Genomic DNA, 12,370 nt, shown 5'->3' with positions numbered 1-12,370 from the left:
GGCTGGATTGTCATCGCCGGACAGCGATTTCAAGTTGATTTTGAAACGCCTATCGGGGCCTCGAAGGAGACGACCGACCTGGCATTCCTAGCCGCACTGAACGAACTGTTTCCGCTGGGCCATCTGAGCCTCTGTACCGCATAGACGGACAGGGCCACAGCCACCCAACACCGCGCGAGTCCCCTTCGGGACCTCGCACCACTATCCACTGTTCCTGCCCTAAGGCGGAACGCAGCAAGAAAGCTAAACATGAGCAGTCACGACATGTCCATTCGCACCCACACCAACCTTCAAGTGAAGGAAGGCGTGACACTGCAGCAGATCCTCTGCGCCTTCGCACCGTTCCTCATCGAATTCGGTGTGGTGCTCGCGGAAGCTGCACCTGGTGACGCCACCGGCGAGGCCTCGGAAGACATGGGCGAGTCCCACGTCACCCTGGAATCCGATGGCAAGATCATCTTCAACGTCTCCTGCGAAGGGGGCGGCCATGGTGACAAGCCCGAGAAGTTCGACGAACTCTGCGACGGCCTGCGCCCGCTCATCCAGGCCGGCGGCGTGATCGAAATCGTCGACCACGACATCAGCGCGTCCAATGCAGAGTCCGTCAGCCGCGTCTACCTGGCCCCAGCAGGGAAGGAAGCCGCGAACGATGAACTGGAGATCGCGCTGGCACTTTGCGCAGTTGAGCTCCATCCGGTGCTCGGCACTGCCGGTGTAGAGGTGATCCAGGCGCAGATCCGCGCCATGGCCACACGAACCGCGGTAGCCTAGCCGCCGCGGCCGCTCTTTCGGCCAACCCATACCATCCCCGGTGCGCCTGACGGCGCCCCGGGGATTTTCTTTTGGCGACACCGCATGCGCTTGCCCGCCCCGAGGGTGCCGGCTACCATGCGTCCACGTTCGCTTCTGCGATTCGCGCACCTCTTGGTGCAACCCCTCCGTGGATGGCCAGCACCCGCACCGCCTCCCACGGAATCAGCGGTATCGGCAATCTGTCCGAACCACCAGTGCAGGTCAGCCGTCGGCCACGCCCTTGCGGCAAACCTGTTACCCATCCAACACCAGCACGCTGGGACTCGACGTCCCAGCACGGGAAGTCTGTCCTGACGCGACAACGCTCGCAGCCATGACTCGAATCATCCTTCCCCAATCCGACCGCCCAATGGCGGACCTGATCACGCTCCGGGAGAAATCCATGAGCACGACACAGCACTACTTGGAGATCTGCCTGGACGGGCACCGCATCGACTCCGTTCATTGGTCAAGGCGGGATCCGGACTTCACAGCCGCGAACCCGTGGAAATGCGACCTCACCGAAAGGAAGGAAGCAGAGATCAAGACCTGGTTTGTACAGCGGTACCTCTGTTTCACGATAGCCCGCCTCGACTCCACGTACGCCCCGCGCTACGACCAAGAACGGGCCAACGCCTGCCAGACCTACCCAGCTGTTTGCTGACCGCAACCACCAACACCGCCGCACCCCAGCTTGGACTGGAAAGGCAATCGAAAGACACACATGACACCTACCCAACAAGAAGCGTCCAAGACCTGCGCGGTCACCCTGTCCGTATGCCGTACAGCCTATGCCCACAAGGACGTGACAGCGGAGGTGCCGATCGGCGCCAGCGAGTCTGAGATTGAGGAGGCCGTCCTGGACGCCGCCTACAGCCTGTTGTTCAATGAGCACCATGCCGAATACGCCCTGTCGTTTACCGACCCCGAGTACGAGGCGGAACAAGCCCGTAGAGATGCCCTGTTGCACCTACTGCAGGGCCTCGCGAACTTGGGATTCGGTACCGATGGGCACATTCCCATCGACGCTATCGATAGCGTTGCCGCGCTCCTCGAAAGTACCCTCAAGCAGCTCCAGCCAACCGGCGCACTTGCTTGCAGGCTGATCCACTCCGAATCCAAGGACGGCTTCTGGAACCAGTCGGTTCGTGAGTGGCTCGGAGAGGAGGGCACCTACCACTTCCTCCCCTCACTGCCGCCCGGCATGCCTGAGGATGCACGTCTAGTCGACCTCGACCTGAAGCACACGTTCGGACACGCAAACGTGTGTCCACCCGGCGCCACCCTGGACGTGGCCCAAGCCATCAGCCAGGCAAAGGGCGACGGTAGCGAGAGCGACTTCTGCAGCATCGCTGGCGCTATCGCCCACCTGGAACAGCGGATCGATTCCGCCGACTCCGAACGCGACCGGGAGGCGCTGCGCACGCTGCGTCTCCTGAACATTTAGGAAACCGAAACGCCCTGGCCATCGCCGGGGCGTTTTCGTCTTCGGTGGACGGCTCAGACCGGCGACAGGCAGCCCAACACTTCATCGGCTTGCCAGGCTAGATCCCCGCGGCTAGCATGGCCTGGTTCGGCCTCAGTGCTGCCAACCCGGCGATTGCCGGCACCCATCAAACGCCTTTACGGCGACGACCTCATAGGCCAGTCACAAGGACCACCCGCTTGCGGCGGACCCAGACTGGTCAATTCAAGCGCTTCAGCGCGCATCCAACCACACGGTCGGGCTCCTTGCCCACCGGCGGGGAGTTCCACCCATTACCTGGGAGACTCAATTGAATCCACAGAACACCCAGCGCCTGCGAGAAGTCGAGGCTGAGCTGGCCGGCATGGGCCTTGGCATCCAGGGCTCGCTTGCGAGCATCGATGGCGATGGCGATGCCCTGTTCGAACTCGCGAGCGGTGAACTCGTCGATCCGCCGAACGACCAGGCGCTCCAGCTCGCCATCGAGTGGACGGAGCTGACGACGCCATGAGATTCACTCGCTACGCACGCTACGAGGACTTTGACTGGACGCCACGCAAGCTTGCAATGGCGCGGTCGAAGCCTCAGCGGCTGAAGAAGAAGGTCGAGGAGCAGTTCCCGCTTCTGGCCGCTTTGCTGCCACCGCCGCCTTCCTTTGACGAGGAAGGTGAGCTCACCCGGCGCCGCGAGCGCAATCGCAAGACAGAAATTGATCAGCGCGCGCGCCTGGCGCGCCTCTGGAGGGACTGCAGGCGCGACTTCTTCGCGGCTACCGAGGAACAGAAGGAACTCATCTGGAAGGCCTGGGCCGAATGGAGAGGACCCACCACTGCGTCCTATCTGCGATATGTGGTGGACCTACACACGGGAGTCTACGAAGCGAGATCAGTGCTGTTCCGCCAGCGCGAGGAGCGAAGTCGGATCGAACTGCTGAAACGCCTCAGAGCGCAGGCGACCCTGGAGCTGTAACGCCCAACGCATAACAAGGTCCGGCACTTGCCGACCTGGTCCAACAAACAACCCCAGATGGGCACAAGATGCCCACTGGGGCGGTGCCTGTCCTCTTCAAACTGGAGACTGAACAGAATGCACAACGGACTTTCCGAACAACAGAAGCTGGGCCAGTTGGTCCATGCCGCCTACTTGGCCAAGGGCTTCTTGCAAACGGGCCCGCTGAGCCATCAGGAGCTCGCGCACTACGGCGGCGAGCTCAGCGCATTGGCGGAGGTGGCAACGTTCACTCGCTACCTCAGCACTGCGGCGACGCGGGCGCAAGGCCTTGGACTCGAAGGCCCTACCGTCTTCGAATACGAGATCAGCGAGGGAATGGGAGTCTGGCTCCGGTGCAACCACCTCGCCGACGCAGCCGCCTTCCAGGTGGAACTCGTCACCAGACTCACACGGCACTTTGGGCGCCACCACCCAGGGCTCGTCGACCTGCAGGCGGCCGCCAGCCAGCCACCTGCTGGCCCGCCGCAGGACTGGACGCCGTCCTTCAGCCCGTGGCGACATGGCGGGTGGTACGTCGACAACGTGCAGTACGCCAGCGGTGCGATCGGGTGCGTGAGCAGGAACTATGAAGACCGCAGATGGCGAATCGTCTGCGATCCTCGAAGGGAGTCCCTGGGCTCTCCGGGTGACTTCACGTTTGGCTCGCAGCTCGAAGCTGCCCGCGCTGAATACGTCCTCGCGGCGCAGAGCGAAAAGGCGTCGGGAGGAGCTATCCAGTGAAAGCGCACTAGTTCACACCGGAGGAATCTGCGCCACCCCTTGGGGGGCGGGCAATCAAGAAGGGCCCCATGCCAGCGCATGGGGCCCTTTTTCGATCCAGCCAGATCAGACGTACCCTGCTGGCGTATCGAAGAACGATGGGCCGGCACTTGCAGGTTCAACGGCGAAACGGTAGCCGTAATCATCATCGTGGTCCTCGCCCACCAGGTCGCCGGCGCGCAGCCGTTCCAGCACCCCTTCAAGCTGGCTGATGATGTCTTCACGGTTGCTGTGCCTGGTACCTTGAAGGTGCACGGTCACCTTTTGAAGTGGGTAGGCGTTGTCGATCCATCGCTGGCTCGGCGTAGCTGGCACGATTGGCATACTGTCCTTCGCAGATGAAGTGCAGCTTTCAGGCCAAGAGCGGGGAAATCCCGGGCCCGCAGCAAATTGCGGGTTGTTTGCACCCAGTGACGTGGCCAGGCGTCCTAACGCGGTGAAAACCTCGTCGTTGCTGCGCAGCCAGTCTTCGGCCCAGGGAAACTCCTGAAGCAGCGCAGGAGCCTTCTTACGCAGCAACTCCACCAGTTCACGGTTCTCATCCACTCGCTTGTGCACTCCTCCACCTACTTTTTCGAGCACCATCACAAGACCGTGTTGAGCTTCCGGCCGGAATAGGGCCAAGACCTTACGTAGCATTTCGTGTGTTCCTTGTATTGCGTCGTACCTGCCTCTTCACCCCTACGGGAAGCGGTGTCTGGATGATTTCATAGCGAGCTGAATGACCAAGGGCCCAATGCGCCCGCTACGGGACGTAAAGCCGGTGCTTCGCGCGGGGGGAGTACGTACAGTGCAGCTGCTGAGCGGCTACACCAAAGGCACCGGACACACAACGAGCAGATCGGCAACGCCGCACTGAACCAGCCGGCGCGATGCCTCCTTTCCTCTCTGTCTCCGCCACCCCAAAGTGCCCTACATGAACACACTCGAAAGAACGATCGTCGCGGCCGCGCACAGAGAATTGAAGCGCCTGCGCGCGCCGATCTCCACAGCCGAGGACCACGAGGACGCCCTCACTGCCTTCAGATCGTTGAGCGCACTATCCAGCCTGGCGCACATCGAAGGCGGCGGGCTGGGCAGCACTGCCAGAGCTGAACTTCTCGCCGTGGAAAATGAGGCGGCCAAGTCTCTCAAGAGCCTTAAGCGAGAACAGGCGCTTCCAACCATCGCGCAGCTGCTCGGGGCCTTTGATGTATCAAAATGGCTGAAGTCCGCCTTGGCATCCGCAGTCAACCGGGACGCAGTTGATGCAGCAAAAGACGCAGAGTTGCTGCACCAGGTGCTGGCCGCTCGCGCAAGCGCCTTGATCGATGTAGATGTCCGTGCGACGCCTGCGCCCGGCAGGGAAGGGGAGCCTCGCTTCTAAGCCTCGCTGCGGTCCCATACCAAAGCCCCCACATCAGCGCCAAACTCCTGTGGCGACCGCCACCGGCGTCACCTGCAGCTACTCGGGGGCCATTGACGCGGATGCGAGCTCCCGTACAGTAGCCATTGAACCGCGTGCCTAACCGGCGCGCATCGAAGAATGAGGAAAGGCCACGGATGGGAATTCGCAAACTGAGCGAGGCACAGCAAAGTCTCCTGGACAAGGTCACTGGCGGCGCACAGCTGCGTTTCGTGGGCGAGTCCGGTCTGTACCGTCTAAAGGAAGAGGCGCGCGAGCGCACCGTCTTCCCGAACACGGTTCAATCGCTCCTCAAGGCCGGACACCTGTCCATGGATCTCAGCGGGCGATGCGTGCTGTCTACTTCCAATGCAGCGAACCAGACCTTCGACGGAACGCCTCCGCCAGATTTACCGGCCCAGGTAGTCATCATGGATCGCGCCTTAGCACGGCGTCACCCAGCAAAGGGCTTCTACCTCAGGATCGGTACGCCTCAAGGGCACGTTGAAACCGTGCGCTTAGACAACGAAGCGACCCCAGTAGGTGCCCGACGTGCTGCCGAGGCACTTGGCTACCAGCCCACCCATTGGATGGACGTTGGCGACGGCATCTTGTGCACTTTCTGAGCAGGGGACCCGCGCATGAATACGAGTATCTGGGATATGGTGATCCAGGCACATTCGGCGCTCGCACCCGAGGTGCGCGACGTGGAGTGGGTGAGCAACTGCGGCAGTGAGATTCACATCGACAACACAACAGGGGAGAGCCTTCGCATCGGCCACTTCCAAGGCGACGCGAAGCTATCAGAATTCGCGGTAGCCGCCCACCAAGCAACACTCCGGGCGTCACGAGATACTGGCCTGCATGACCAGCGGGGCCAACTTTTCAGGGACCGCACCCCAGAGGCGGCGGCAGTACAACTCGGCACCGTCCTGGCCTGGCTGACCGAACAGCAGCTTGAATCCCTCGAGCAGCTGGAGCGTGCGGTGCGGACACCAAAGTCCGCCCTTGCGCGGCAGCGAGGGATCTGCGACACGGCGGTCAAGCAATGTGCGGAACTGGGAGTGACGCCCCTGGGGCTCGCCGGGGCTCGGTGCACCAGACTAGCGGCTCGCCTCGCCGCATGGCCTGGACAGCAGTGACGACAACGCCAATTGAGTGCAGGTCAAAGAACCTTGCGTGATCGCGTTCCCGTGCTACCTTGAATTGATCAAAGCAACTCTCCAAGCAATGCCAGCGAACCGCTCCCCTTGGCCATCAAGCCTGCTTCCAGGCTCACGGCGCACGTTGTGCTTCTGCAAACCACCCCTATGCGCGATCTGAGCACCCCCACCGATCGGCGCATCGTTGCCGCATGCAGGGGCAGGCTCTCGCGCTTGCCGTTCGCTGGCCATCCTGCTCTGCGATTCGACCCCTGGCTTGAAGGCTATCGGCACTACCTCTTTGGCGCGAGGGCAGGCCCGTGCATGTCGGTGTCAACGCTGTTTCATGAACTTGGCCACGCGAGCCAGTTCGGGCCTGAGTCCTTTCGCACGCGAGCGACAGACGAGGGATACCACTTCAAGATGCGGAAGGTGGTGTTCAACGATGTGCCATACGACGAGCCTCGAACCAACCGTGCCACCGTGAGGGAGCTTGAGGCCTTCGCTTGTCAGTTGCACCTGATGCGCGCAGCAGGCATCAAGGTGTCGGACAGGGAGTTCACGACCTACTCCGGCAAACTGATGCAGTACATGGCCGACTGGTATTTTGTGCCCGGCAAGACCGATGCGGCAAAGGCCCGCTGGTGCTCCGACAAGATTGCACGTGAGTATGCCCGGCGCTCGCAAGCGGAGGTCTTGGACAGGCTTGAAGCCTGGCTTGATGCCACGCTGCGCCGCTGGAAGCGCAGGCGCTTCACGCTCTCCGATATCGGGGGCTACGGCGTGGCACCCTGCAGCCTGTGACAGACTCCACCCTTGGGATCACCCACCATGAAGATTGAATTGACCCCGCGGCACCGCACAGCCCTCCAGAGCCTCTTTGACAGCAAGGGGCAGGAGCCGTTCCGTCGCACGGACCTGATGCCCCTGGTTTACCCAATGACGAGCCCGAGGAGCAGGGACCGCGCGAACGATATCGCCGACCTACTGATCCAGGAAGCCGCGAAGGCAGGAACTGTCGCGCGACACGGGCACTTGCACTGGGTCAAATTGAGCGCAGAGCGCAAGCTACTGTCAGGTCGCCAGGTCGCTGAGCTCGCCGACAATGTGAACCTCACTTTGACCACCAAGTGCCCCACGAAGTGGATGGCCGTGGACTTGGAATCGGGCGAGATCTGGACAGGCACCAACGACGGTAGTTGGACCCGAGCCTCATCTGACCTCCGGGCTGAAGTGGCGGCCGCTGCCAAGGGCAAGCGCGGGGCATAGGCTCACACCGCATCTACTGGCGCTTGAGCAGGCCTTGAGGTAGGCTCCAGCCTGATTTCGCCTCGCGCGCAATAGAGTGTTCGCACTCATCAAACAACCGCACCGTTCTCGCGTGCATTCACCCACTGGGCCATCCCCAGTGGGATGGCTCCATTCCAAAGGAGCCGGCAATGCCTACCCCTGGCGACATAGTCATGGTACGGTTTCCATTCGCCGAGAAATTGGCCGATTCACTGCACCCAGCCATGGTCCTCGAAGTCCTTGGCGAGAGCCGCTACGTCCTCGCGTATGGAAGCTCCCAGCGCGTGGACAAAAGCAGCCCTCCAGCAAACGAAGTCGTTGTGTCTGATCCTGTTTCACTGGCCGCTTGCGGCCTGAACCGGCCCACACGCTTCGACCTCGCGATCAGGGCTCAGATGTTTGCAACCCAGAGGCACGTCTTGGGCCGCCTGCCGGCGACCGAGATGCCCAAACTCTACCGAGCCGCAGTCCACTGCAAGCTCATCTGACCTTGAAAAACCCGTGCATCTTGGTAAGCTATCCCCAATAGCTGACAGGAGAACGCACATGCCTAAACGGAGCACCAAAATCCCAAAGACAACTCCCGGCCCGATCAAGTCCGGCCATCAGGTCCCGCCTGACACACAGTACGAAGGGCTCAAGCAGCTCTTCCAAGCCAACGGCCTGGTCGATTCGACCGGCCGCCCAACCGCCGCTGGTCGACGCGCCCTCGCGCAATAGGCGGCAGCTGGCCCCCAGCCGGGCCAACTCCTTGCGCCCATTCACTGCTTGCCAGTGAGTGGGCGTTTTCACGTGTACCGGAAATGACCAACTCCCTCGACGATCAGATCCTCGCTGCCGTGCGCGCTGGCCACGCCAGCCGCGCGCAGCTCATGGCCATCGAAAGCCTGCGCCTCATGACATGGGCTGCGGTCAACGAACGCCTCAAGGCGCTCACCAAGGCTGGCAACCTGGTGTCCACCAGTACCGGCTGGCGCCTGGCCTGACTGCGCCCCAGCGACTGCTCAGCGCGGTAGCGCTCTATCAAACGCAAGCCACCACGTGGCTGCATGCCTCGCCACCACATGGCGATGTCCTATTCAGAAAGAACACATGGAACTCTCCAACTCAACAGGGGGGCGCAGCAGCGCGTCCACCGACAACACCATGCTCACCCGCGAAAGCGTGCAGGCCATGGCGGACGCACCAGAGATGATCGCGGCTGCCAACGCCGTGGCTTTCTGCATGGCAGATGTGGCCGTCAAGACGCCGATCGTCGAAGCCTACCAGCGCCAGCTGCTCGCCAAGGGCCAGTGGTTGATGGCGCAGGCCTTCGTGGATCCGGGCGAGGAAAGGCCCGTCATCCTGGATCCGAAGCTCAGCTACCTCCTCGAGGAAGAGGACGCGAAGACCTTCCAGACACAGTGCGCGGCCCAAGCCGCTGCGGCAGGCCTGGCAACCAGGATCCCGGGCAATTGTCCGAAGACAGAAAGCGATCATCAACGATATGTCCTCGAGCTGCACATGCTGACACTGGCTCGGCAATACACCGGCGTGGACCCCATGTCGATCTATCAGCCAGCAGACCGCAAGGCCTACGTGGTGCGTATTTCGGTCGCTGCTGGACAATGGGGACGAACTGAGTTGTACAGCTGGAATGGCCGGAGCTGGACACTCAGTTCGGCTCTCGTGGTCATTTCCAGATCGCGGACGTGAGCATCTGTGCAGCTTTGTCCAGTCGCCTTCTTGGGTGATATGGGCGCTGGAGCCACCAGCTAAACTTCGGCTATCGGCCAGAAGCGGTCTTTCAGCATGGCCCCCCGCAGGAACCTATGAAACGCCTTCTTTTTGCATTCGCCCTTTGTGCCCCGTTGTTAGCAAGTGCTGGGCAACTAAAGTTTTCTTGCATAGGTCCAGAGGCTCCTGATTGCCCCCTGGCTATTGATGCCACTTTTGAAAATGAGCGGCTAACCGTAACGTATGTGACAGGTCCAGCTGTCAATCAAATCTACCCAACAGCCACTGTCGGCTACTGCGCAATCACTCCTTGGAACTCCCAAGTGGTGTGGACTGCTGCGGGCTGCTATGAAACCGGCACGTACCGCATCATCAATGGCGAACTCACAAAACTTCAAGTTGCAAAGGCTATGGTGAGTTTTGAATGGCACCGGCGGGCAGGGTTCTGCATGGAGATTTTTACCAAAGAGTGGACAACTCGATGCTGGAACCAAAATTATGGGGATGACCCAAATTGGCTGATATTTTAGAGAGAGGTGCACCGCAAAGTGCTCTCGCTAACTATTGCGGTGAAGTTGGCTACCGGTTTGCTGCTTAAGGCGGCTTTAGGCAAGAGCGAACGGCAGCTTTGGGCCCGAAGCGGTCTTTCGTATCCCAGCAATCTACGCTCTTTTAGGGTACGCGGGGCGAAGTACGCCAACGCGGATTGGCATGACAATAGGGCTATAGATGCAGCGGAGGGTACTTGTTTGAGTGAAATCGCTGACTTTTCAATTTGGGCCAAGGTGCGCCCCACCCACAAACGGGAGTTCAGGAAGTGGATGGCCGGCCAAACCGGATGGCGCGAAATCGATGTGTTTCGATTGTTGGGCCCCTCTGTCGATGAAGGCAGCCCTGTGGAGCTTTTCATGAGGCTTGGCTGGGAAGATGCACAGCTTGAGTTGAAGCAGCTCCCCCCGTTCGTAGAGATCGGTAGTGCGCAACTGACGGTTTCTAGCTCTACTCCCAATGGGCCATATTGCGCCATCCATTCGTTACACGTCTGGCGAATCGGATGCCCGGTCTGCCAAAACAACTTCATTCACCGTGGGCGCCACAGGGATGCCTGGAACTACGGAAACGCTCCCGTCTAAAGCGAGCTGGGCTGGTTAAGCCCGCCAGCAAGACCTCGTCGACGGGGATACCTCCCTGGTAGGCGCTCGGTGGACTGTTCAGATGGACGAGCAGCGCGACGGGGTGACAGAAATCGTAGGCATCACGATGACTGCTCCTGGCCGATAGCGGAAGTCTAGCCCACCGCCCCAATTGTTCCTCCGCGATGGTCTAGCCTGCCATCTGGCCTATGACCACAGTGCCGAACTCGGTGGCAACGGTGCCGAACCGGATGTCCAGGAGAGCCGAAATACGCACGTGGAGACGCTGATGCGGTTCCTGGGTCCTCAACTGAAGTCTCAGCTGACCGCGGACTTCCGCTACGTTGAAGGGGTCATGGCTGCGCACCGCGCTGGAACTGGAGCTGATCGCGCACATGACTGATGCCTCGGCATGCACATCACCCCAGAGCCTCCGGCCTGCGGGGAACGTGCCACCGCCATGAACTGAATCCCCGCGCGCCAGCGGCGCCGGGGATTTTGGTCGCATGTCTGTAGCTGGGCCGGCCCTGGGCTCCAACAACCGGCCGGACCGCAGTAGCATCGGCGCGTCCGGTTGTCGCTGCGCTTGGACCACCAATCAAGAAGAATCTCACCATGAATACAGTCAAAGTCTGGGCGGTCATCCATCACTTGAATGGACCGCTCACCCTCGAACAAGCAGACCTCGCCCTCGATGCGGGCGTGTACGGCGTCTTCCTCATCAGCCACGAAGGCGCTGACCACGAGCTGCCGTCACTGGCCACGGCCATCAAGAGCGTGCGCAGTACCGATGGACGCTCTCTGTGTGTCGGGATCAACCTGCTCACCGAGAAGGACCCCACCGCTGCATTCGAGCTGGCAGCAGCCAATGCACTGGACGCAGTGTGGATCGATGAGCCCGGCATCGTCGCAGGAGAGGCGAGGGCGCCCGCGCTCAAGCTGGCCCGGGCGCGCGATGTCTTCCCGGGCAGCGCGAAGCCGAGGGTCTTCGCGAGCGTGGCCTTCAAGTACCAGGCCGAGGATCCCACCCCCGCCAAGTCAGCCCGTGCCGCCCGTGCGCTCGGTTTCACACCAACCACAAGCGGTAAAGCCACCGGCCAGCCGCCAACGGTGGAGAAGATCCAACTGATGCGCGGTACAAGCTCCCAGGGCCTTGCCGTGGCAAGCGGCATGAGCCCGGAGAACATCGCGAGCTACAGAGGATTGCTCAGCGACGTGCTAGTGGCCACTGGAGTCTCGCTCGACGAACATCGGTTCGACTACGAGAAGCTGCGGGCTTTCGTCCACGCCGCAAGTGGCACCTGACCCGGCAGCCCATCAGTAGGAATGGCCCCAGTGGCAACCCACCGCTTCTAGCTGCCAGCCTTCGGTCACAGCTGCAATTACCGGCACTACTTCTGAGCCGGCGCCTTCCGCGACGCAGATGCTTGCTGCCTGCCAGCATCTCGAATATGCTGCCGCGATGCTTCGAGGATCACACCCTCAGCAGGTGCACGAGGTTGCACCCATGGTGCTGACACTGCTCTGCCCAACACAGGTCTTCTGACCATCGCCAACTGCTGCCGTCCATCGGCACGCACCTCAGATTCGCCAAGCGGCCTATGCCTGCGTGCCCAGCACCGGCCATGCCGCCTTGGTGAACCAACATCTTCAACCCGATCGGGGCTCTACCCGATAG

Annotated in this window: 16 protein-coding genes; 15 read left to right on the top strand and 1 reads right to left on the bottom strand. The window is 61.3% G+C overall.

The genetic code is table 11. The features are described from left to right. Window positions 1-249 precede the first annotated feature (249 nt). The 6 genes from ACSQ3Y_RS33505 to ACSQ3Y_RS33480 all read left to right on the top strand — a co-directional run bounded on the left by ACSQ3Y_RS33505 (window position 250) and on the right by ACSQ3Y_RS33480 (window position 3,988). Window positions 250-771: a hypothetical protein gene (locus ACSQ3Y_RS33505; protein WP_436180361.1), complete on the top strand. Its 522-nt coding sequence runs from the start codon at window positions 250-252 to the stop codon at window positions 769-771. Window positions 772-1,195: 424 nt separating this feature from the next. Further along, window positions 1,196-1,456 (top strand): hypothetical protein, encoded by a 261-nt coding sequence (locus ACSQ3Y_RS33500; RefSeq protein WP_436180360.1) that lies wholly within the window; start codon window positions 1,196-1,198, stop codon window positions 1,454-1,456. A 60-nt stretch (window positions 1,457-1,516) separates the two neighbouring features. After that, window positions 1,517-2,239 (top strand): hypothetical protein, encoded by a 723-nt coding sequence (locus ACSQ3Y_RS33495; protein ID WP_436180359.1) that lies wholly within the window; start codon window positions 1,517-1,519, stop codon window positions 2,237-2,239. A gap of 328 nt (window positions 2,240-2,567) precedes the next feature. Next, the gene (locus tag ACSQ3Y_RS33490; RefSeq protein ID WP_436180358.1) at window positions 2,568-2,768 is read left to right on the top strand and encodes a hypothetical protein; all 201 of its coding nucleotides are present in this window, start codon (window positions 2,568-2,570) and stop codon (window positions 2,766-2,768) included. Continuing rightward, on the top strand, window positions 2,765-3,226 hold the full coding sequence (locus ACSQ3Y_RS33485; protein ID WP_436180357.1) for a hypothetical protein: 462 nt from the start codon (window positions 2,765-2,767) through the stop codon (window positions 3,224-3,226). Before ACSQ3Y_RS33490 ends, ACSQ3Y_RS33485 begins: the two co-directional genes overlap by 4 nt. A gap of 117 nt (window positions 3,227-3,343) precedes the next feature. Beyond that, entirely contained in the window at window positions 3,344-3,988 is a 645-nt protein-coding gene (locus ACSQ3Y_RS33480) for a hypothetical protein (RefSeq protein ID WP_436180356.1), read from the top strand. Window positions 3,989-4,093: 105 nt separating this feature from the next. Here the strand turns inward: ACSQ3Y_RS33480 and ACSQ3Y_RS33475 are convergent, their stop codons facing one another. Next, window positions 4,094-4,666, bottom strand: a complete 573-nt coding sequence (locus ACSQ3Y_RS33475) for a hypothetical protein (protein WP_436180355.1) — start codon at window positions 4,664-4,666, stop codon at window positions 4,094-4,096. 277 nt (window positions 4,667-4,943) lie between these two features. Here ACSQ3Y_RS33475 and ACSQ3Y_RS33470 point away from each other — a divergent pair, with 277 nt between their 5' ends. From ACSQ3Y_RS33470 to ACSQ3Y_RS33430, 9 genes are all read left to right on the top strand, one after another. Continuing rightward, window positions 4,944-5,393, top strand: a complete 450-nt coding sequence (locus ACSQ3Y_RS33470) for a hypothetical protein (RefSeq protein WP_436180354.1) — start codon at window positions 4,944-4,946, stop codon at window positions 5,391-5,393. 176 nt (window positions 5,394-5,569) lie between these two features. Continuing rightward, the gene (locus ACSQ3Y_RS33465) at window positions 5,570-6,037 is read left to right on the top strand and encodes a hypothetical protein (protein WP_436180353.1); all 468 of its coding nucleotides are present in this window, start codon (window positions 5,570-5,572) and stop codon (window positions 6,035-6,037) included. A gap of 15 nt (window positions 6,038-6,052) precedes the next feature. After that, entirely contained in the window at window positions 6,053-6,553 is a 501-nt protein-coding gene (locus ACSQ3Y_RS33460) for a hypothetical protein (protein WP_436180352.1), read from the top strand. Window positions 6,554-6,721: 168 nt separating this feature from the next. Continuing rightward, window positions 6,722-7,357: a hypothetical protein gene (locus ACSQ3Y_RS33455; protein WP_436180351.1), complete on the top strand. Its 636-nt coding sequence runs from the start codon at window positions 6,722-6,724 to the stop codon at window positions 7,355-7,357. Window positions 7,358-7,384: 27 nt separating this feature from the next. Beyond that, window positions 7,385-7,822: a hypothetical protein gene (locus ACSQ3Y_RS33450; protein ID WP_436180350.1), complete on the top strand. Its 438-nt coding sequence runs from the start codon at window positions 7,385-7,387 to the stop codon at window positions 7,820-7,822. Window positions 7,823-8,646: 824 nt separating this feature from the next. After that, the gene (locus ACSQ3Y_RS33445; protein ID WP_436180349.1) at window positions 8,647-8,829 is read left to right on the top strand and encodes a hypothetical protein; all 183 of its coding nucleotides are present in this window, start codon (window positions 8,647-8,649) and stop codon (window positions 8,827-8,829) included. Between the two features lie 106 nt (window positions 8,830-8,935). After that, a complete protein-coding gene (locus ACSQ3Y_RS33440; RefSeq protein WP_436180348.1) occupies window positions 8,936-9,538 on the top strand; it encodes a hypothetical protein in 603 nt (200 codons plus the stop codon). A 116-nt stretch (window positions 9,539-9,654) separates the two neighbouring features. Next, a complete protein-coding gene (locus ACSQ3Y_RS33435; protein ID WP_436180347.1) occupies window positions 9,655-10,089 on the top strand; it encodes a hypothetical protein in 435 nt (144 codons plus the stop codon). Window positions 10,090-11,307: 1,218 nt separating this feature from the next. Further along, on the top strand, window positions 11,308-11,997 hold the full coding sequence (locus ACSQ3Y_RS33430) for a hypothetical protein (protein ID WP_436180346.1): 690 nt from the start codon (window positions 11,308-11,310) through the stop codon (window positions 11,995-11,997). Window positions 11,998-12,370 lie beyond the last annotated feature (373 nt).

The organism is Acidovorax sp. LjRoot66 (assembly GCF_964253305.1).
GTDB lineage: Bacteria > Pseudomonadota > Gammaproteobacteria > Burkholderiales > Burkholderiaceae_C > Acidovorax.
Note: the sequence above shows the minus strand (reverse complement) of the source record. Positions and strands in the feature narration are given on the sequence as shown.

What these genes read in the sequence shown, in the direction of transcription:
- ACSQ3Y_RS33505 (WP_436180361.1), top strand. Translation starts at nt 250, where the DNA reads ATGAGCAGTCACGACATGTCCATTCGCACCCACACCAACCTTCAAGTG.
- ACSQ3Y_RS33500 (WP_436180360.1), top strand. Translation starts at nt 1,196, where the DNA reads ATGAGCACGACACAGCACTACTTGGAGATCTGCCTGGACGGGCACCGC.
- ACSQ3Y_RS33495 (WP_436180359.1), top strand. Translation starts at nt 1,517, where the DNA reads ATGACACCTACCCAACAAGAAGCGTCCAAGACCTGCGCGGTCACCCTG.
- ACSQ3Y_RS33485 (WP_436180357.1), top strand. Translation starts at nt 2,765, where the DNA reads ATGAGATTCACTCGCTACGCACGCTACGAGGACTTTGACTGGACGCCA.
- ACSQ3Y_RS33480 (WP_436180356.1), top strand. Translation starts at nt 3,344, where the DNA reads ATGCACAACGGACTTTCCGAACAACAGAAGCTGGGCCAGTTGGTCCAT.
- ACSQ3Y_RS33475 (WP_436180355.1), bottom strand. Translation starts at nt 4,666, where the DNA reads ATGCTACGTAAGGTCTTGGCCCTATTCCGGCCGGAAGCTCAACACGGT.
- ACSQ3Y_RS33470 (WP_436180354.1), top strand. Translation starts at nt 4,944, where the DNA reads ATGAACACACTCGAAAGAACGATCGTCGCGGCCGCGCACAGAGAATTG.
- ACSQ3Y_RS33465 (WP_436180353.1), top strand. Translation starts at nt 5,570, where the DNA reads ATGGGAATTCGCAAACTGAGCGAGGCACAGCAAAGTCTCCTGGACAAG.
- ACSQ3Y_RS33460 (WP_436180352.1), top strand. Translation starts at nt 6,053, where the DNA reads ATGAATACGAGTATCTGGGATATGGTGATCCAGGCACATTCGGCGCTC.
- ACSQ3Y_RS33455 (WP_436180351.1), top strand. Translation starts at nt 6,722, where the DNA reads ATGCGCGATCTGAGCACCCCCACCGATCGGCGCATCGTTGCCGCATGC.
- ACSQ3Y_RS33450 (WP_436180350.1), top strand. Translation starts at nt 7,385, where the DNA reads ATGAAGATTGAATTGACCCCGCGGCACCGCACAGCCCTCCAGAGCCTC.
- ACSQ3Y_RS33445 (WP_436180349.1), top strand. Translation starts at nt 8,647, where the DNA reads ATGACCAACTCCCTCGACGATCAGATCCTCGCTGCCGTGCGCGCTGGC.
- ACSQ3Y_RS33440 (WP_436180348.1), top strand. Translation starts at nt 8,936, where the DNA reads ATGGAACTCTCCAACTCAACAGGGGGGCGCAGCAGCGCGTCCACCGAC.
- ACSQ3Y_RS33435 (WP_436180347.1), top strand. Translation starts at nt 9,655, where the DNA reads ATGAAACGCCTTCTTTTTGCATTCGCCCTTTGTGCCCCGTTGTTAGCA.
- ACSQ3Y_RS33430 (WP_436180346.1), top strand. Translation starts at nt 11,308, where the DNA reads ATGAATACAGTCAAAGTCTGGGCGGTCATCCATCACTTGAATGGACCG.